We start from the raw sequence: 19,435 nt of genomic DNA on the forward strand, positions 1-19,435 counted from the left end.
GTTTCCTCCCGGAAATTTGTTTGCAGACTCTAAGCCTGCCACGGCCCGGGCGGTGCACCAAGCCGGGCCCGGGCCCTGCCGGCGGCTCCCACAGGCTGACGATGCTCGACGCCGCGGGGCGGGATCCGGTTGAGCAGCGTCACCGTCCGTTCATGCGCCGCCCGGGCCAGCGCGACGGTGCGGGCGGGGTGAGAGGGTAGCCACCAGGCTGCCAGGGTGCAGGCGGAGAAGAGTGTCATTGTAGCGGCGCCGAAGGCGCCCTCCGGCCACGGAAGGACGGCGCCGGGCAGCCCGGCGAAGAAGCGGGCGATGGCTCCCACCCCGGTGGCGAAGGCCGCGGCGATGCCCAACGGCGCGGCGGCGAGGACCGGGGCCAGCGGCACCAGCGGCACGGCCGCGGTCCCAAGCAGCGTGACCGGGGCGACGAGGACGGCTGCAGCGATGTTGGCGGGCAGGGCATAGGTGGAGAACTGCGGCTGCAGGAGGACGATCGCCGGTCCACAGAAAGCTTGCGCGGACAGCGGAACAGCCAATGCTGCGGCGAACCAGCGCGGCACCGCAGCCGGGAACCAGGCCATGATCGGCCTGCCCGTCACCACTATGCCGAGCGTCGCCAGCACGGAGAACAGGAATCCGAAGCTGGTGGAGAGCCCCGGCTGCGCCAGCACAAGCCCGGTCACGGCGAGGCACAGGAAGCTCAAGCCCCGGCCGGGCCGGCCGCCGGCCAGGGCGACGAGCCCAATCGCGCCCATCACGGCGGCCCGCAGGACACTGGCGTCCGGGCCGACCATCACGACAAACAGGCCAAGTCCCGCGAAGCAGAGGGCCGCTGCGAACGTCCGGTTGAACCGCAGGCTGCGTGCGGCAAGCAGGAGGGCGCCCAGAATGAGGCTGCAGTTGGCGCCGCTGACGGCGGTCAGGTGGGTCATGCCGACGGACTTCATGGCCGCGTCCAGCTCTGCGCTCAGGGAGCTGGTGTCACCGGTGACCATGCCCGGCAGGAGCCCCCGGGCGTCACCGTCGAACTGCCCGGCGGCAGCGGTGAACCGGTCGCGGAGCTCGCTGGGACCCCGTTGCCAGGTCCCGGCCGCCCCGAGGGTCAACGGGGCGGAGCTGGCCGAGAGGACGGCCGCTTCCGGCTGGCCCGGCCCGGGTGGGTTGAGTTTGCCGGTCGTGCGGATCCGCTGGCCGGGTGCTGCATGTTCCCAGTCGGCGCCACCCAGAACCAACAGCCTGGCCCGCGCTTGCACCCGGTGGGAGTCGAAGGTCATGTCGATCAGGGTGGCGGGCACCGCCCACCGGTCCGCGAGTCCTGAACGCCCCGGCGTCCTGAGCTGCCGGGGCGCACCCGCTATCTCCACTTCCACCGCGACGGCTGAGTGCGCGGCGGCTGCGGTGGCCACAGCACCTTCGTGCCGCCGGGAGGAGTCGGCGGCGCCGTGAGCGCCCGCTGCCGCGGCGAGCAGCAGGGCCATGGCCATCGTCGCCCACACGCTCCGGCGCGCTGGCGCGCCGGGCCGACGTGCCCGCGCGGTGGATGCTGCCCGGAGCAGCAGCGCTCCCGAGGCCGCCACAAGGGCCAGGCAGAGCGCGGCCAACGCCGCTGTGCCCAAGTGGTGCCCCGCAGCGGCCGTGGCCCACACCAGAACCGCCGGAGGGACCAGGCGCACATCGGTGCGGCGGAGAGCATTCTCCCGGGCCGGGACGGCGCGCCCCGAGGCAGCGAACGACGGAAGCCATCCACGCCGCCGCGTGGCGGTGCGCCGCTGACGGGCAGCCTGCGGGTGGCCCGCCGGCTGCTGCGCGGGCCCCGGCGCCTGGGGGTTGCCGTGCGTCGGGCCGGCCGCGGCATCAACGAAGCGCTGCCAGCGCCGCGCCCGTTCCATGTCCGGCATCCGTCCTCACACCCGTACCAGCGGCAACACGCCCTCGAGCAGCTTGGGCCCGAATCCGTCCACGGCATCCAGCTCCTCAACCCGCTGGAACTTGCCATGCTCACTGCGCCAGTCCACAATCCGTTGGGCCAGCACCGGCCCAACCCGCGGGAGGGTCGCCAGCTCCTCGGCTCCGGCCGTGTTCAGGTTGATCTTGGCCCCTGGGGAGACGGAGGCGCTGCTGGGGCTGCCCCGGGCGCCCGCGTCACCCGTCGGGGCAGATGCGGCCGGCACGGTTTCTCCCTGTCTTGGCACCAGGACCTTCTGCCCGTCCTCGAGGATGGCGGCGAGATTGAGCTGGTCCGGGTCAGCGTCCGGGGCATTGCCGCCGGACGCGGCGATGGCCTCGTGCAGCCGGCTGCCCCGCGGCAATTCCACGATGCCGGCACGGACGACTGCGCCGGCCACATGCACGATGATGCTGTCGCGGGTATCCACTCCGCCCCCGCTGTCGCCGTCGCCGTTACCGTCACCGTCACCGTCGTCGGGGGAACTGTCCGGGGCGGGTGAGGGTCCGGTTTCAGGCTCCGGGTCCGGCGGCCCGCCGGCTTCCGATGGGTTGATGGAACTCAAGGGGCTGACCTCCGTTGTGGCGTTCGCCGCCTGCAACCAGAACCAGCCGAGTAACGCCGCGGCCAGCAGGCATAGCAACGTTGCGGCCTGGGGCCCGGTGCGCCACCTGATGCTGTGGCTTCGGAGCGGCGCCTCAACCGGGCCGGGATCGCGCTGCCCCGCGAACGGGGCAGCCACGGGCGGCCCGCCGAGCAGGCCTGTTTCGGTGCCTGGACGAACGGCGGCCGCCAGCCTGCGGTCTGTTCGGCCCGGTTCGGTGCCGGGCGGGTCTCCCGGATTGTGGCGCGGCATGTGCCCATCGTACGAAGCGCCGGGGGTGCGGCTCTGTGCCGGCGGGTCCTATGTGGATACCGCGAGTCCGCCGGGCCGGACCCGGCGGGTCTTTATGAGCACGAGGCCACACCCGGACTATGGCGCGGCGGAGATGTCCTGGGCTGCGGGGGTGCTGCTCTCCCCCACGATTACGGCGAGCACACCGAGTCCCGCATGGGCCGCCAGCACGGCCGGAAGGGCGCTGATCTGGACGGGGGCACAGCCGGGAACCGCTTCGGCCAGCTGTGATGCGAGCTGTCCGGCCTCGGCCGGGTTGCCGAAATGGTGGACGGCCAGCAGCGCCTGCCCCGCGGGCCGGCCCGCGGCATCGGCCACAACGATCTCCTTGAGCCGCGCGATGGCCTTTGCCGCCGACCGCACTTTTTCCAGCGGAACGACTTTGCCGTCCTCCACCGCGAGGATGGGCTTGATGGAGAACATGGTCCCCCAGAGCGACGCCGCCGCGCCGATCCGTCCACCACGGCGCAGCTGTTCGAGGCTTGGCACGTAGAAGTACACCTTGGTGCGGGCCAGTTCGTGCTCGGCAGACTCGCGCACGTCCGCCGCGGCCGCACCGTCCGCCGCCGCAGCAACGGCGCCCTGGACCCCCATCCCCTGCGCCATGCCGACGGTGCGCGAGTCCAGGACCTCCACGGGAATACTCACGCGGGCGGCGGCGAGCCGGGCGGAGTCCACCGTCCCGGACAGCTCCCCGGAAATATGCAGCGACACGACGGACTCAAAGCCGCTGCGCTGGGCCGCCAGATACGCCTGTTCGAACTGTCCGGGTGAAGGGCGCGAGGTCTTGACGGGCCTGCCGCTCGCAAGGGCCAGGGCGATCGTCTCGGCGATGTCGTCCTCGCCCTCACCATAGATTTCCGCACCCACCATCACCGGCATCGGGACGACAGTCAACCGACCGTCGACGGACACAGCACGCACCCACTCAGCCGGCAGCGCCGCAGCAGAGTCGGTGACGACGGCTGTCCGCACGACGGCGGTTGGGCCGGCCGCCGGGCCCGCTGTGGACTGTTTGGTCTGCCGGAGCCCGCTGAGGCGCTCCTTCAGCCACGGCCATCCTGCGGGGTCGCGGTGGGGCACGAAGTACCTCCTGCTGTCTGCACTTACTGACGGGACTCGCGATGGTGGCCTGCCGCCGGTGTGCACCGGCGGCAGGCTCCCGGTTAGGCCGGGACGATGTTGACCAGTTTAGGGGCCCGGACAATCACCGTACGGATCCCTCGGCCGTCGAGGGCGCGCTGGACGTTTTCCGAGGCCAGTGCCAGTTCCCGCAGTTCGTCCTCGCCGATCTCCGGCGATACTTCCAGACGGTCCCGGACCTTGCCCTGGACCTGGACGACGGCGGTCACCGTGTCCTGCACGAGGAGGGCCGCGTCGTGCGTCGGCCAGCCGGCATTGGCCACCGAGGCGGGATGCCCCAGCACGTTCCAGAGGTCCTCGGCCGTGTACGGCGCGAAGAGGCTCAGGATGACGGCGACGGTCTCGACGGCTTCACGGACCGCCGGATCGGCCCCGCCCGCTCCGCTGGCAGCGTCAATAGTCTTACGGGTAGCGTTGACCAGTTCCATGAGCTTGGCCACCACCACGTTGAACTTGTTGTGGTCCAGCAGGGCTTCCGCGTCGGCGATCGTGCGGTGCGTGACGGCGCGGAGGGCACGGTCGCCGGTGGCGTAGTCCACGCCGGGCGAGCTTGCGACGTCCCGGCCCAGGCGCCAGGCGCGGGCCAGGAACTTCGCGGAGCCCGACGGCGAGACGTCGGCCCAGTCGACGTCGTCCTCCGGCGGGGAGGCGAAGATCATGGTGAGCCGGACGGCGTCGACGCCGTACTTGTCCAGCTGTTCGCTCAGGTCGACGCCGTTGCCCAGGGACTTGCTCATGGCCTTGCCGCCGTTGAGCACCTGGCCCTGGTTAAGCAGCGCGCTGAACGGCTCGTCGGCGTCGATCATGCCCAGGTCGTGGATGACCTTGGTGAAGAACCGCGCGTAGAGCAGGTGCAGGATGGCGTGCTCCACACCGCCCACGTACTGGCCGACCGGCATCCAGTCGTTGATCTTCGCCGGATCGAACGGGCCTTCCGTGTACTGCGGCGAGACGAAGCGCAGGAAGTACCAGGAGGAGTCCACGAAGGTATCCATGGTGTCCGTGTCACGCTTGGCCGGGCCGTGGCAGCTGGGGCACTCCACGTTGACCCAGCTTTCGACGGCGGCCAGCGGCGAGGTGCCCTTCGGGGACAGGTCCTCGCCGCGCAGGTCGGCCGGCAGCGTGACCGGCAGCTGGTCGTCCGGAACCGGGACCTCCCCGCAGGCGGGGCAGTGGATGATCGGGATCGGGGTGCCCCAGAAGCGCTGCCGGCTGAGCAGCCAGTCGCGCAGGCGGAAGTTCACGAATTTCTCGCCCGTGCCCTGCTGCTGCAGGATCCCGATGGCGGCCGGGATGGCCTCGGCCTTCGGCAGGCCGTCCAGCGCGCCGGAGTTGATCAGGGTTCCCTCGCCGGAAGTCGCGGTGCCGCTGACGGCGGGGTCCTCCTCGCCGGTGTCCAGTACAGCGCGCACGGGCAGGTCGAACGTGCGGGCGAAGTCGAGGTCGCGCTGGTCGTGGGCCGGGACGGCCATAATGGCGCCGGTGCCGTAGTCCGCCAGCACGTAGTCGGCCGCCCAGACGGGCAGCTTCTCGCCGTTGAGCGGGTTGACGGCGTAGCGGCCGGTGAAGACACCGGTCTTTTCCCGCTCGGTGGACTGGCGTTCGATTTCGGTGAGCGCCTTGACCTGTTCGCGGTAGGCGTCCAGGGCGGCGGCGTGTTCATCGGTAACCAGTTCGACGGCGATCGGGGCGTCGGCGGCGACGACAAAGAACGTCGCGCCGTACAGGGTGTCCGGGCGGGTGGTGAACACCGTGACGTCCTTGGCGGGCTTGCCGCCGTCGGCTTCGATCACGAAGTTGACGTGCGCGCCTTCCGACCGTCCGATCCAGTTCTTCTGCATGGCCAGGACGCGTTCGGGCCAGTGGCCGCGAAGCTCGTCCATGTCATCGAGGAGCCGGTCGGCGTAATCGGTGATCTTGAAGTACCACTGGTTCAGTGACTTCTTGGTGACCGGGGTACCGCAGCGCTCACAGGCACCGTTGACCACCTGTTCGTTGGCCAGCACGGTCTGGTCCGTGGGGCACCAGTTGACCGGGGAATTCTTGCGGTAGGCCAGGCCCCGCTCGTGGAAGCGCTTGAAGAGCCACTGCGTCCAGCGGTAGTACTCCGGGTCGGAGGTGTGGATCCGGCGGGACCAGTCGGCGGAGATCGCGTAGCGTTTGAACGACGCCGCCTGGGTTTCGATGTTGGCGTAGGTCCACTCGCTGGGGTGCGCGTTGCGCTTGATGGCCGCGTTCTCCGCGGGCAGCCCGAAGGAGTCCCAGCCGATCGGGTGCAGCACGTCATAGCCCTGCTGGCGCAGGTACCGCGCGACGACGTCGCCCATGGCAAACGCCTCGGCGTGGCCCATGTGCAGGTCACCGGACGGGTACGGGAACATGTCCAGCACGTAGCGGCGTTCTTTGGAACCGTCATCAAGAGGCGTGAAGACCTTCAGGTCCTCCCAGACCTGTGGCCACCGGGCTTCCATCGCCGCGAAGCTGTAGGCACCTTCCTCAGGGCCATCCGTTCCGACTCCTGCTGTTCCGGTTTCTGTCTCCGGCTGAACGCTCACTGCTGGCCTCTTCTGTTCTTCAAGCCTGATTACCGTCAAGTCTGTACTACCGGGGCCCGTCACGCTCGGCCCCTGCCCCCTGCCGCCGGCCCCGAAAGGGCCCAGACGCACAAAAGCCCCTCGACACGGAGGGGCGGCCGCTCGACAGTCCGAATTTTCCTCGGAGTGCCGGGCGGCTAGCTAAGCAGAAGGATCGCACGCATAGAACTACTTTAGCGCCTTTGGCCGCGCCCCGTGGGTGGAGCCCGGCCCGCCCCCGATGGCCCGGAGCCCGGCGGGAAGCTGTCCGGGGCGAAGCGGTGAATTCGGCCGTCCCGGCGTGCGATCAAATTGTTATAAATCGAACGCCGGAAGACAGCCGTACTTACTTTTCGGGTAATTGGCGCGACGGCGAGTGCTGAAAGTGACCATGCGAGTAGTTTGCACAAACCGGCAGGTAGCGTCTTCACGCATCCGAGGGGTCCCAGGGGCCCGTCCACGTAGTCCCTGGACACTCGGTGAATATGCAGGATGGAATCCTTCTAACAGCCCGAAAAGCCCGTGGTTGCCGGTATTCCTGCGGTCTTGCCAAAGACACCGAATAGGAACACTATTCTCCCAAGATCCCAGGGGGATTCGTCAAATTTTCCGGGTTGAGGAGCATGCCATGTATCCATTCCGCGCTTCAGTGTTGCGCAAATCAATTCTCCCGGCGGAGCGCATCGACGCTACCGGCAGCCACCAGAAAACGGCCTAGCCATGTTTGGCTGGATAACCCGGTTCAGTTTGCACTTCCGCATCCTTGTTCTCGCCCTCGCGGCCGGACTCATTGCCTTCGGCGTCGTGAACGTTCCCCGCATGGCTGTGGATACATTGCCCGAGTTCGCACCGGCGCAGGTTGAGATCCAGACGGAGGCCCTGGGCCTGTCCGCGGTGGAGGTGGAACAGCTTATTACCTCCCCGATGGAGGCCGATCTCCTCAATGGAGTGGCCTGGCTGGATGAAATCCGGTCCAAATCCGTACCGGGGCTCTCATCCATTGAACTCGTCTTCGAGCCGGGCACGGACCTGCTCCGTGCCCGGCAGCTGGTGGCTGAACGGATGACGCAGGCGCACGCCCTGCCGAACGTCTCGTCCCCGCCGCTCATCATGCAGCCGGTGTCCTCCACCAGCCGTGTGCTGATGGTCCGCTTGAACTCCAAGCAGCTCTCCGGCATCGAGATGTCCGTCCTGGCGCGCTGGAAGATCAAACCGCGTCTGGTTGGCATTCCGGGGGTAGCGAACGTGTCCATCTGGGGCCAGCGTGAACAGCAGCTTCAGGTGGAGGTCACGCCCACCCAGCTGCGCGACCGGGGCATCACCCTGGAACAGATCATCAAGACCACCGGCAACGCCGTCTGGGTCTCACCCTTGAGCTTCCTTGAGGCGTCCACTCCAGGCACCGGCGGTTTCGTGGAGTCCCCCAGCCAGCGTCTGGGCATCCAGCACGTTCTGCCCATCCGCACCCCGGCTGACCTGGCCAAGGTCAGCGTGGAAGACGCGCCCCAGCCGATGCTGCTGGGCGATATAGCAAACGTCAAGGAAGACCATCAGCCGCTGATCGGCGACGCCGTCGTCGGCCAGGATGCTGGCCTGATGCTGGTGGTCGAGAAATTCCCGGGAACCAGCACGGTGGATGTGACCCGCGATGTCGAGGCAGCCCTGAAAGACATGGAACCGGGGCTCACCGGCATCACAGTCGACACCAGCGTGTTCCGTCCCGCCACCGCCGTTCAGGACACCGTGGACGGCCTCGGGATCGCGCTGCTGCTCAGCCTCCTGATCGCAGTGGCGCTTTTCTGGCTGCTCTTCCGCTCCTGGCGGGTCGCTGTGATCTCACTGGTGGCCATCACGACGACGGTTATGACGGCGGCCGTAGTGCTCTACGCGCAAGACGCCACGCTGAACATCACGGTGCTTCTTGGCCTGCTGCTCGGCGTGTCAGTGATCGTCGGTGACGTCGTGGAGGATGTCCAGGCACAGCGCCGCCGGCCCCTGACCACCGAGGCAACGGAAACCGAGGCAACGCTGAAGTCCCGCATCGCCAATGTGGCCCGGGGTGTCCGCACGCCGCTTTTCCACGCTTCACTCATCATGGTGGTCGCCCTCATCCCGACGCTGTTCATCTCCGGTGTCGGCGGCTCCTTCTTCCATCCGCTCTTCTGGTCGCTGGCGCTGGCCCTCGCAGCGGGGCTCCTCGTTGGCCTGTCCGTGACGCCGGTACTGGCACACATGCTCCTGCCCCGCGAAACTGCACACCGGCCCGAGTCCCCGGCCGCCGGGCATGCGCGCGCCCGCTACGACCGCGCACTGGACGGCGTCCGCTCACGCGAGACGCTCAGCCTCGTCGCCGTGGCCGTCATCGGGGTGTTGGGCATCGCCGCCGGATCCCAACTGGTGGCCAACCGGCCGGTCATCCCGACACTTCCGGACAGGACGCTGCTGGTGCAGTGGGACACCATGGCCGGCACATCGACCGACGAAGTCCGCCGGGTAGCCTCCAAGGCCTCGGACGAACTGCGGGCGCTGCCGGGCGTGAGCGGGGTGGGCGGCCATATCGGCCGGGCCATCACCTCTGACCAGGTTGTCGGAAACAATTCCGCCGAACTCTGGGTGTCGATTGCCGCCGATGCCGACTTCAGCGACACCGAGCGGGCAGTCCGGGACGTGGTCCAGGGCTACCCCGGCATCTCAGAGAACGTCTCCAACTACTCCCAGCAGGAAGTCGGCGCTACGCGCAGCAGCCTGGAGCCGGGCTTCGCGGTCCGTGTCTACGGCACGGAGATGCCGATCCTGCGCGAAAAGGCCGAGGAGGTCCGGACGGCCCTGCAAAAGATCGAAGGCGTGCAGAACCCGACGATCAACGCCGCGGCGATGACCCCGATCGTGGAAGTCGAGGTAAACCTTGAGGCAGCCCAGCGGGTCGGCATCAAGCCCGGCGACGCCAGGCGCGCCGCCGCGACACTGATGCAGGGCGTCATCGTCGGCAACCTGTTCGAACAGCAGAAGGTGTTCGAAGTCGTGGTCCGCGGTGCAGCCAACGTCAGGGATGATCTCACCAGCATCCGTGAGCTGCTCCTCGACACCCCCGACGGCGGACACGTCCAGCTGGGCGAGATCGCCGCGGTCCGGATGGTTCCCAACGAAGTCGTCATCCAACACGATGCCACGTCGCGGCGGATCGACGTCGTCGCCGACGTCAGCGGACGCCCCCTGGCCGACGTCGAGCGCGATATTGAAGCGGCCATCAAGAAGATTCAATTCCCGCTGGAATACCACGCGGAAATCCCCGCCAAGTACAGCGAACTGCAGGCAGCTGACACTCTGGTGCTCTGGCTTGGAGCAGCATCCCTGGTGGGCATACTGCTTCTGCTCCAGACAGCGGTCCGGAGCTGGAAGCTCGCCCTCGCCATCTTCCTGGCCCTGCCGGCGGCGCTGTCCGGCGCGGCCGTGGCCGCGTGGCTCGCTGCGGCGTCGCTCTCCTGGCTTTCACTCACCGCCGTTGCTGCGGTCCTGGCCATCACGGCCCGCAACGCGGTGCTGCTGTCAGCCCGGGCAGACGACCTCTGGCGCACCGCGCCGCAATCGTCCCGCGCCGAAGTGGTACTCACGGCGGCCCGTGAGCGCGTGTCGCCGGTCCTCAAAGCGGCACTGGTCACCGTCGCGGTTCTGATACCGCCGGCTCTCCTTGGCGGCAGCGTCGGCCAGGCCTTGATCGTCCCCATGCTGCTGATCATCGTCGGCGGCCTCATCACCGCGACCCTCGTGGCGCTGCTGGTGTTCCCCCTCCTGATCACCTGGTACGGTCCCAGCACCGCACCCGAAGAGTGGTCGGAAGTCTACGAATCGGAAGTCCCCGTCCAGCCCGAAATGCAGGAAAAGGTGGAAGCAAAATGACCAGCCACAAGCCCCAATGGCGCCTGTCCCTGGCGGCCGCTGTCTGTGCAGCCCTCGTGTTCTCCGTCCCGGCCTGCGCAGCACCGTCCGCCGCCCCGGCAGCGGTGGGTGAAGCCCCGGCCAAGGTGGAAAAAAATGCGGCCACCGGCATCGCCAAGCTGACGCTGACACAGCGGGGCATGGATCGGCTGGAACTGAAAACCGAACCGGTCGCGGCGGGCGCGGGGACCGAGATCCGGCTGCCCTACGGGGCGCTGATGTACGACGCCAACGGCAAGACCTGGGTGTACACCAACCCGGCACCGAGGGTCTTCGAGCGCCAGGAAGTCGCCGTCAGCAGGGTGGAAGACGGCGTGGTCACGGCCACCGCCGGGCCTCCGGCAGGAACGCAGGTGGTCACGGTGGGCGCGGCTGAACTGTTTGGCGCCGAATTCAATACGGGCAAATGACATGCGCCGGATAGTCGCAGCTAGTCTGCGGTTCAGATCGATCATCATCGCCATGGCGGCGGCGCTGATGATCGTCGGCGGCGCCCAGCTCAGCAGCGCCTCGGTGGACGTGTTCCCCGAATTCGCGCCGCCGAAGGTGGAGGTCCAGACCGCCTGCCTCGGACTCACCGCTGCCGAAGTCGAAGAACTGGTCTCCGTTCCGCTGGAGGAAGCCTTCAACGGCATCGACGGCCTCGACCATATGAGGTCAAAGTCGGTCCCGCAGCTCTCCTCGATCGTGATGGAATTCGAAAACGGCACGGATCTGCTCACGGCCAGGCAACTGGTGTCCGAGCGGATGGCAACCGTTCTACCGACCCTGCCCACGTGGGCGGCGCCGCCGCTGATGCTCCAGCCGCTGTCGTCCACCAGCCGGGTCATGAAGATCGGGCTGTCCTCCGACACGCGGTCACTTATCGAAATGTCCATGATCTCGTACTGGAACGTCAGGGCACATCTGCTCCGGGTTCCCGGAGTGGCCAATGTGGCGATCTGGGGCGAACGCCTCCAGATGCTCCAGGTCCAGGTTGACCCCAACAAGCTGGCGGCCCACAACGTTTCGCTGGAAACAGTGATGACCTCGACCGGTGACGCCCTCGATGCGGGGCTGCTGCAGTACTCCCCCGGCGCGCTGATCGGAACCGGCGGCGCTCTTGATACACCCAGCCAATCCATGGCCATCCGCCACGTCCAGCCCATCACGTCGCCTGAAGAACTGGCGAAGGTAGCGGTGGAAGATCGTGAGGGCCAGGCCCCGCTCCGGCTGTCCGACGTCGCTACCGTCGTGGAAGACCACCAGCAGCTGATCGGTGACGCCGTCATCAACGGTGGTCCGGGGCTCATGCTGATCGTGGAGAAGCTCCCCTGGGGCAATACGCTCGAAGTCACGCGTGGGGTCGAAGAGGCGCTAAAACAACTCGAACCAGGGCTCACCGGGATCGCGGTGGACACCACGATCTTCCGGCCGGCGACTTTCATCGAGGAATCACTGGGCAACCTGGGTGTGGCTCTTGTCCTCGGATGCCTGTTGGTCATCCTGGTGCTGAGCGTCTTCCTCTTCCAATGGCGGACTGCGCTGGTCAGCGTGCTGGCCATTCCGCTGTCCCTCATGGCCGCAGCACTGGTGTTGTATTGGACCGGAGGCACAATCAACACGATGGTGCTTGCGGGGTTGGTGATTGCCGTCGGGGTGGTGGTGGACGATGCCATCATCGACGTCGAAAACATCGTGCGACGGCTCCGCCAGCACCGCGCCAGTGGCGGCACCGGTAGCACGGCCCGGGTGGTGGTCGACGCTTCGATTGAGGTCCGAGGACCGATTGTGTATGCAACCCTGATCATCGTTGCTGCCACCGTGCCAATCTTCTTCCTGGACGGACTGACGGGGGCGTTCTTCAGGCCGCTCGCCACGTCGTACACTCTTGCGGTGATTGCGTCCATGCTGGTCGCGCTCACCGTCACACCTGCGATGGCGTACATTTTCCTGCGGAACGCCAAGCTGGAGGACCGCGACCCGCCGGTCGTCAGGGTGCTCAAGCGCTGGTACGCCAACGCGCTCCGGCCCATCGTCCACCGGCCTCTTCCGGGGTACCTTGCCCTGGGCGCGTTGGGCGTCGTCGGCATTGTGGCGGCCCCGCTGCTGGGTCAATCGCTTCTGCCGTCCTTCAAGGAACGGGACTTCCTGATGCACTGGCTCACGCAGCCGGGCACGTCCAACTCGGAGGAGGTCCGCGTCAGCCAGCTTGCCTGCAAGGAGCTCATGACAATACCGGGCGTGAACAACTGCGGGTCCCACATTGGACAGGCCTTCAACGCCGATGAGGTGGTGGGCGTCTACTTCGGTGAGAACTGGATCAGCGTCGACCCCGCGGTCGACTATGACGAAACCCTTGCGGCAGTCCAGGAAGTGGTTGATGGCTATCCCGGCATTGTCCGGGACGTCCAGACGTACCTCAAGGAACGCATCCGCGAGGTCCTGACCGGCACAGGTTACGCCGTCGTCGTCCGTGTATACGGTGACGACCTCACGATACTGAAGCAGGAGGCCGACAAGATCAAGACCATCCTGGGCGGCATCGACGGAGCAGTGGGCGCGAAGGTCGCCCTCCAGGCCAACATTCCGCAGATCAACGTGGAGGTGAACCTGGACGCCGCGAACCGCTACGGGCTGAAACCCGGAGACGTACGCCGCGCCGCGGCCACGATGATCGCCGGCGAGGAAGTGGGCGACATCTACCGGGACGGAAAGGCCTACGACGTCCAGGTCTGGAGCCCGCCGGAGACCCGGACCAGCGTCACGAGCATCGAGAACCTCCAGCTTGATACCCCGGGCGGGCAGAAGATCCGGTTGGCCGACGTCGCCACAGTGGCGGTCAAGCCCACCCCGAACGTCATCGAGCGTTCGGAAGGATCCCGGCGCATCGACGTCAGTGCCAATGTCAAGGAAGGCGATCTGGCGAAAGTTGTCGAGAACCTCGAGTCCCAGATGAAGTCGGTTGAGTTCCCGGTCGGCTACGAAGCCGTTGTCCTCGGCGAATACGCGGAACGCCAGGCCGCCTCGCAGCGGCTGCTGCTCTATGCGATCGGCGCGGTCATCGTGGTCTTCCTGCTGCTCCAGGCGGCGTTCCGCAGCTGGCGGCTGGCGATTCTTGCCATCCTGACGCTGCCGGTGGCGCTGGTGGGCGGCATCATCGCAGCGCACTTGAGCGGCGGAATCCTCTCCCTCGGGTCGCTGGTCGGCTTCCTGACCCTGATGGGGATCGCAGCCCGCAACGGCATCCTGCTCATCAACCACTGCCAGCACCTGGAACAGTTCGAGGGTATGCCTTTCGGCCGGGACCTGGTGATGCGGGGCGCCGCCGAGCGCTTGTCCCCGATTCTGATGACCACTCTGGCCACCGCTTTGGCCCTTGTGCCGTTGGTGGTCATGGGGAACATCCCCGGCCATGAGATCGAGCATCCCATGGCGGTGGTGATTCTGGGCGGCCTCGTCACGTCGACGCTGGTCAACCTGTTCATCGTCCCCTCGCTCTACCTGCGGTTTGCCAAGAAGGGTCCGAAGCGTGAGCGTCGGCCCAACCAGCCCCAGCCGGCGCCCGCCGTTTAACCAGATACCACACAAGAGAGAAGCCCGTGACATGGCCACACCACGACAACGCATCACCGCGTACGGCTCGGCACTCCTGCTGGTGCTGGCCACGCTGACGGTGACGACGGCGGCTAGCGCCACCGCCGCCCCGGGTCCAAAGGAACTCTGCGGACCGGGCTCGGAGATCGACTTCGATCCCTCGGAATTCCCGGCTTCGCCGCGGATCAACAACAAATGGTTTCCGCTGAAGCCGGGGATGCAGTACACCACCGACGGCACGGTGACCTCAGCGGAGGGGACAAGCGCGCACAAGGTTGTCCATACCGTCACCGGGCTGACCAAGGTCATCGACGGCGTGAACACGCTGGTGATGTGGGACCGCGACTACTCCGACGGCGAGCTGGCGGAATCCGAACTGGCATTCTTCGCCCAATCGAAGAAGGGCGACGTCTGGCTCTTCGGCGAGTATCCGGAGGAGTACGAAAACGGCGAGTTTGTCGGTGCGCCCAGCACCTTCATCAGCGGTATCGCCAAGGCGCAGGCCGGGACCGCGATGCAGGCGCGTCCGCGGACCGGCAAGCCCGCGTATGTCCAGGCATATGCCCCCAAGGTCGATTTCCTCGACTGCGGCCAGGTGGTCAGGACGAACCAGCACGTCTGCGTCCCCACCGGGTGCTACGACGATGTGCTGGTGATCGACGAGTACAACCCGCTGGAACCGCCCGACGCCGGCCACCAGCAGAAGTTCTACTCCGCCGGCACCGGACTCGTGCAGGTCACCGCCGTAGGGGGTGACCAGCAGGAGACCATGGATCTGGTGAAAATCCGGAAGCTCAGCGACTCGCAGCTCAGGGAGGTCAACAAACAGGCCCTGGAACTGGAAGAACACGCCTACAAGGTCAGCAGGAATGTCTACGCGAAAACGCCCCGCGCCGTCGAGGTGTCTCCCGGGCACCGGCACTGAGCCGCACGGTTCCTCACCGGCGGAGAACAGGAAGAGCTCCGGCCAGCGTTGCTGGCCGGAGCTCTTCTTGTGCCCGAGGGTCCTACTTCACGTCCTCGTCGACCCAGTCCATGGACTTGGTGACGGCCTTCTTCCAGAGGCGCATCTGGCGCTCGCGCTCCGACTGTTCCATCTTCGGCTCCCAGCGCTTGTCCTCGGACCAGTTGGCCGAACATTCGCCGAGGTCCTTCCAGAAGCCGACGGCCAGGCCGGCGGCGTACGCGGCGCCCAGCGCCGTGGTCTCCACGACCTTGGGCCGGATCACCGGAACGCCGAGGATGTCCGCCTGGAACTGCATCAGCGCATCGTTGGCGACCATGCCGCCGTCGACCTTCAGCTCGGTCAGCGGGACACCGGAGTCCGCGTTGACGGCGTCGAGCACCTCGCGGGTCTGGAAAGCCGTGGCTTCCAGCGCGGCCCGGGCGATGTGGTTCCTGTTCACGAAGCGGGTCAGCCCGACAATCGCGCCGCGGGCGTCGGACCGCCAGTACGGGGCGAACAGGCCGGAGAACGCCGGCACAATGTACACGCCGCCGTTGTCCTCCACCGAGGCCGCCAGAGTCTCCACTTCCGCGGCGCTGCTGATCATGCCGAGGTTGTCCCGCAGCCACTGCACCAGCGAACCGGTGACGGCGATGGAGCCTTCCAGAGCATAGTGCGGGGCGGCGTCGCCGAGCTTGTACCCGACCGTGGTCAGCAGCCCGTTCTTGGAGTGGACGATTTCCTCACCGGTGTTGAAGATGAGGAAGCAGCCGGTGCCGTAGGTGTTCTTGGCCTCACCGGCGTCGAAGGCGGCCTGGCCGAACGTCGCGGCCTGCTGGTCGCCCAGGATGCCCGCGACGGGAACCTCGCGCAGCAGCTGGGACGTGTGCACCGTGCCGTAGACCTCGGAGGAGGACTTGATGGCCGGCATCATGGAGGCCGGAACGCCGAATGCGTCCAGGATCTCCTGGTCCCAGGAAAGCGTCTCCAGGTCCATGAACATGGTCCTGGAGGCGTTGGTGACGTCCGTGACGTGGACGCCGCCGTCGACCCCTCCGGTGAGGTTCCAGAGCACCCAGCAGTCGGTGTTGCCGAAGACCAGGTCCCCGGCCTCGGCCTTGGCGCGGGCACCCTCAACGTTGTCCAGGATCCACTTGATCTTGGTGCCGGAGAAGTAGGTCGCCAGCGGCAGGCCGACCTTCTGCTTGAACCGCTCCGGTCCGCCGTCCTTGGCCAGCTCGTCCACGATCGGCTGCGTGCGGGTGTCCTGCCAGACAATCGCGTTGTAGATGGCCTTGCCGGTGGTCTTGTCCCAGACGACCGCGGTTTCACGCTGGTTGGTGATGCCGACGGCTGCGATGTCATGGCGGGTCAGGTTCGCCTTGGACAACGCGGAGGCGATGACCTCACGCGTGTTGTTCCAGATCTCGGCGGGGTCGTGCTCCACCCAGCCTGCCTGCGGGAAGATCTGTTCGTGCTCCATCTGCCCCGAGGAGACGATGCTGCCGCTGTGGTCGAACACGATGGCGCGGGTGCTGGTGGTGCCCTGGTCGATGGCGATTACGTACTGGTTCATGTTGACGTCCTTGTCTTGGGCTGGCAGTTGAATGAGTGCGTAGCGGGTGGGTTAGGCGGCTGCGGTGGCGATGATCGGCACGACTGCCGCGACGAGGCCGGCCAGGCCGCCGCCGACCAGCGGTCCGACAACAGGGATCCAGGAGTAGCTCCAGTCCGAGGATCCCTTGCCCTTCATGGGCAGCAGCGCGTGGGCGATGCGGGGGCCAAGGTCACGGGCCGGGTTGATGGCGTAGCCGGTGGGGCCACCGAGGGAGACGCCGATACCGACAACGAGCAGGGCCACGGCGAGCGGGCCAAGCCCCGACGGAGTCCCGCCGAAGGTCAGGATGACGAAGACGAGGACGAACGTGCCGACGATCTCCGTGATCAGGTTCCACGGCGTGGACCGGATGGCCGGACCGGTCGAGAACACGGCCAGCTGGCTGGCGGGCTCCGCATCCGAAGCGTCGAAGTGCTGCTTGTAGGCCAGCCACATGACCACGGCGCCGAGGAAGGCCCCGAGCAGTTCACCGCCGAAGTAGGTGAAGGTGGAGGCGGCGTCGACCGGGACACCCGGCGCATATTCCGTCTTGCCGTTGACCAGTAGGCCGAACGTCACAGCTGGGTTCAGGTGGGCCCCGGACATCGCGGCGACGTAAACGCCGGAGAAGACGGCGATGCCCCATCCCCAGGTGACCATCAGGAACCCGCCGTTGTTGCCCTTGGTGCCTTTGAGTGCAACGTTTGCCACAACGCCGCAACCCAGCAGGGTCAGCATTGCGGTACCGAATACTTCGGACAGGAAAACTATTCCAAGAGACATCTTTGACTCCTCTATTTTCTGTTGTCAGCCCCTCGCGAGTTTGAAGGGCTGTTGGGCCGGCAACGAGTTGGCGCCGCCGGCCGGCCACTGCGCCGGTCCCCCAGAGGACCACGCAGTCCTTGCGCCCGGACGTCCCCCCGTCCGGGCGCCGAGGTCTATCAGGAGACCAGGCTGTGGACCTGGACCCCGTGGAACCGCTTGAGCACCTCCTGAGCGTGGGTGATCTCGGATGACCGGGTTGCCGCGTCCCAGCCCAGCGGGCCGGAGAGGATATCGGCAACCTCGTTCAGCAGCTCGCCGGTCACCAGCCCCCGGAAGGCGAGGGAGGTGCGGCGGATCAGTACGTCAACCAGGTGCCCGATCTGTTCGTTCCGGGCCATGAACTCCAGTTCGCGGACGCTGAGTTCGCGGGTCGAGTGCAGGAGACGGTCCGGGGCGTTTCCCGGGGCGCCGTCGAGGAAGCCGATGACTTCCTCGGCGCGGGTGCCGTAGCGGGTCAGCAGTCCGGCCGTGCGGTCCGCGTCCCGTCCGGCGGCCATGTGCGCCTTGATCCAGCGCTGCACACCGTCCTCGCTGTCCGGGAAGCCGGCGCCGCCGCCAATGGCGAGCTTCGCCGTCGAAACCTTCCGCTCCATCCCGAGTTCGGCGAGGACGTTGTTGCTCAGGTGTTCGGCGAGAGCCCGGAACGTGGTCCACTTTCCGCCGACGAGGCTCAGCACGACGGCGCCGCCGCCCTGCCCTGCTCCAGCGCCCGCCGCGGCGCCGGGTGCGGCGCCGGCGCGGCGTTCGATCCGGTAGTCGCGGCTGACGAAGCCGGGCTGGGTGGCGTCGTGCCGGGGCAGCGGGCGGACGCCGGAGAAGGTGTAGACGATCTGCTCCCGGTCCACAGTGATGTCCGGGAAGACGTGGCCGATCAGGTCGAAGAAGTAGTCGATCTCCGCCTCGGTGCACACGGCGTCCTCAGCCATGTCGGCGTCGACATCGGTGGTGCCCACCAGGACCCGGTCCCCCATCGGGTAGATCAGCACGATCCGGCCGTCGGTGTGTTCGAAGAAGATCTCGCGGCCGTTGCAGGCGGCCAGCAGTTCCGGGTGGTCCAGCACGATGTGCGAGCCCTTGGTGCCGCCCATGAACGCCGACGCCGCGCCCATCGCCTGGTTGGTCTGATCGACCCAGGCTCCGGTGGTGTTGACGATGACGTCCGCGGAGAAGTCGAACAGTTCACCGGTGAGCTCGTCGCGGAGCTCCACGGTGCTTCCGGTATGCCCGGTGCCTGTGCTGTCCCGGACGGAAACGAGGGAGAGGTAGTTGCTGGCACGGGCGTCACTGGCGCCCCCAGCTCCGGCTTTCTCTCCGTCCTGCAGCACGTCCAGGGTGAGCCGTTCCGGGTTGTGGACGGAGGCGTCAAAATACGTGGCGGCGTACTTGATGCCCGGGTGCAGGCGCGGCAGTTCCGCCAGGGCGCGCTTGCGGCCGCGGAACTGGTGGCGCGGGACGGTGCCGCCGTCGCGGGAGAAGAAGTCGTACATGCTCAGGCCGAGCTTGATCAGGAAGGCCCCGCGTTCCTTGGGGGCGCCTTGCTGCTTGTGGGTCAGGAAGCGCAGCGGAGCGGAGAGGATGCCGGAGAAGGTGCTGAAGATGGGGATGGTGGTCTGCAGCGGCTTCACGTAGTGCGGGGCGATGCGCAGCAGCCGGTTCCGCTCCACCACCGATTCCTGGACGAGGCGGAACTCGCCGTTCTCGAGGTAGCGGATGCCCCCATGGATCATGTGCGAGGAGGCGCCGCTGGCCCCCTGGCAGTAGTCGCCGCGCTCCACGAGGGCGACGTCCACACCCTGCAGGGCCAGATCCCGGAACGTGCCCGCTCCGTTGATGCCGCCGCCGATGATCAGCACCTGGGCGTGGGGCCGCGTCCGCAGCTTCTGCACCGATGCTCGCTCGCCGGCTGATGCCTGGTTGCGGGCTGAATCCTTCTGTCCCAAGAACTGCTCCTTTGGGTTTGGTCCTGTGCGGCGCGCCACGCGGCGCGGCGCCGTTCAACACT

General features: G+C 67.1%; 11 protein-coding genes. 4 read left to right on the forward strand and 7 right to left on the reverse strand.

From position 1 onward, the window contains the following. Positions 1-29 precede the first annotated feature (29 nt). The 4 genes from ABIC21_RS10255 to leuS form a co-directional block, all read right to left on the reverse strand. Positions 30-1,895 carry a ComEC/Rec2 family competence protein gene (locus ABIC21_RS10255; protein ID WP_354350292.1) on the reverse strand — a complete coding sequence of 622 codons (1,866 nt, stop codon included), beginning with the start codon at positions 1,893-1,895 and terminating at the stop codon, positions 30-32. Positions 1,896-1,901: 6 nt separating this feature from the next. After that, positions 1,902-2,798, reverse strand: coding sequence for a ComEA family DNA-binding protein (locus ABIC21_RS10260; RefSeq protein ID WP_354350293.1), 897 nt, complete (start codon positions 2,796-2,798; stop codon positions 1,902-1,904). A 117-nt stretch (positions 2,799-2,915) separates the two neighbouring features. After that, on the reverse strand, positions 2,916-3,920 hold the full coding sequence (locus tag ABIC21_RS10265; protein WP_354350294.1) for a DegV family protein: 1,005 nt from the start codon (positions 3,918-3,920) through the stop codon (positions 2,916-2,918). An 83-nt stretch (positions 3,921-4,003) separates the two neighbouring features. Continuing rightward, on the reverse strand, positions 4,004-6,535 hold the full coding sequence (leuS, locus tag ABIC21_RS10270) for a leucine--tRNA ligase (protein WP_354350295.1): 2,532 nt from the start codon (positions 6,533-6,535) through the stop codon (positions 4,004-4,006). Between the two features lie 738 nt (positions 6,536-7,273). On the opposite strand from leuS, the gene ABIC21_RS10275 reads away from it, so the two are divergent. From ABIC21_RS10275 to ABIC21_RS10290, 4 genes are read left to right on the forward strand one after another with little or no spacing between them, the layout of a single operon-like run. Then, entirely contained in the window at positions 7,274-10,450 is a 3,177-nt protein-coding gene (locus tag ABIC21_RS10275; RefSeq protein WP_354350296.1) for an efflux RND transporter permease subunit, read from the forward strand. Then, entirely contained in the window at positions 10,447-10,899 is a 453-nt protein-coding gene (locus ABIC21_RS10280; protein WP_354350297.1) for a hypothetical protein, read from the forward strand. The genes ABIC21_RS10275 and ABIC21_RS10280 overlap by 4 nt, the downstream gene beginning before the upstream one ends. Before the next feature lies 1 nt (position 10,900). Then, complete coding sequence (locus tag ABIC21_RS10285) at positions 10,901-14,044, forward strand: efflux RND transporter permease subunit (RefSeq protein ID WP_354350298.1); 3,144 nt, start codon at positions 10,901-10,903, stop codon at positions 14,042-14,044. A 31-nt stretch (positions 14,045-14,075) separates the two neighbouring features. Beyond that, positions 14,076-14,990 carry a hypothetical protein gene (locus ABIC21_RS10290; protein WP_354350299.1) on the forward strand — a complete coding sequence of 305 codons (915 nt, stop codon included), beginning with the start codon at positions 14,076-14,078 and terminating at the stop codon, positions 14,988-14,990. Positions 14,991-15,072: 82 nt separating this feature from the next. Here ABIC21_RS10290 and glpK read toward each other — a convergent pair whose 3' ends face one another. The 3 genes from glpK to ABIC21_RS10305 all read right to left on the reverse strand — a co-directional run bounded on the left by glpK (position 15,073) and on the right by ABIC21_RS10305 (position 19,373). Continuing rightward, a complete protein-coding gene (gene glpK, locus ABIC21_RS10295; RefSeq protein ID WP_354350300.1) occupies positions 15,073-16,587 on the reverse strand; it encodes a glycerol kinase GlpK in 1,515 nt (504 codons plus the stop codon). 51 nt (positions 16,588-16,638) lie between these two features. After that, complete coding sequence (locus ABIC21_RS10300; RefSeq protein WP_354350301.1) at positions 16,639-17,391, reverse strand: MIP/aquaporin family protein; 753 nt, start codon at positions 17,389-17,391, stop codon at positions 16,639-16,641. A 158-nt stretch (positions 17,392-17,549) separates the two neighbouring features. After that, the gene (locus tag ABIC21_RS10305; protein WP_354350302.1) at positions 17,550-19,373 is read right to left on the reverse strand and encodes a glycerol-3-phosphate dehydrogenase/oxidase; all 1,824 of its coding nucleotides are present in this window, start codon (positions 19,371-19,373) and stop codon (positions 17,550-17,552) included. Positions 19,374-19,435: the final 62 nt, after the last annotated feature.

Source organism: Pseudarthrobacter sp. PvP090 (assembly GCF_040547365.1).
GTDB lineage: Bacteria > Actinomycetota > Actinomycetes > Actinomycetales > Micrococcaceae > Arthrobacter.

Bases quoted from the DNA above. Each gene is read 5' to 3' on its own strand.
- ABIC21_RS10255 (WP_354350292.1), bottom strand. From the start codon at position 1,895: ATGCCGGACATGGAACGGGCGCGGCGCTGGCAGCGCTTCGTTGATGCC.
- ABIC21_RS10260 (WP_354350293.1), bottom strand. From the start codon at position 2,798: ATGCCGCGCCACAATCCGGGAGACCCGCCCGGCACCGAACCGGGCCGA.
- ABIC21_RS10275 (WP_354350296.1), top strand. From the start codon at position 7,274: ATGTTTGGCTGGATAACCCGGTTCAGTTTGCACTTCCGCATCCTTGTT.
- ABIC21_RS10280 (WP_354350297.1), top strand. From the start codon at position 10,447: ATGACCAGCCACAAGCCCCAATGGCGCCTGTCCCTGGCGGCCGCTGTC.
- ABIC21_RS10285 (WP_354350298.1), top strand. From the start codon at position 10,901: ATGCGCCGGATAGTCGCAGCTAGTCTGCGGTTCAGATCGATCATCATC.
- ABIC21_RS10290 (WP_354350299.1), top strand. From the start codon at position 14,076: ATGGCCACACCACGACAACGCATCACCGCGTACGGCTCGGCACTCCTG.
- glpK (WP_354350300.1), bottom strand. From the start codon at position 16,587: ATGAACCAGTACGTAATCGCCATCGACCAGGGCACCACCAGCACCCGC.
- ABIC21_RS10300 (WP_354350301.1), bottom strand. From the start codon at position 17,391: ATGTCTCTTGGAATAGTTTTCCTGTCCGAAGTATTCGGTACCGCAATG.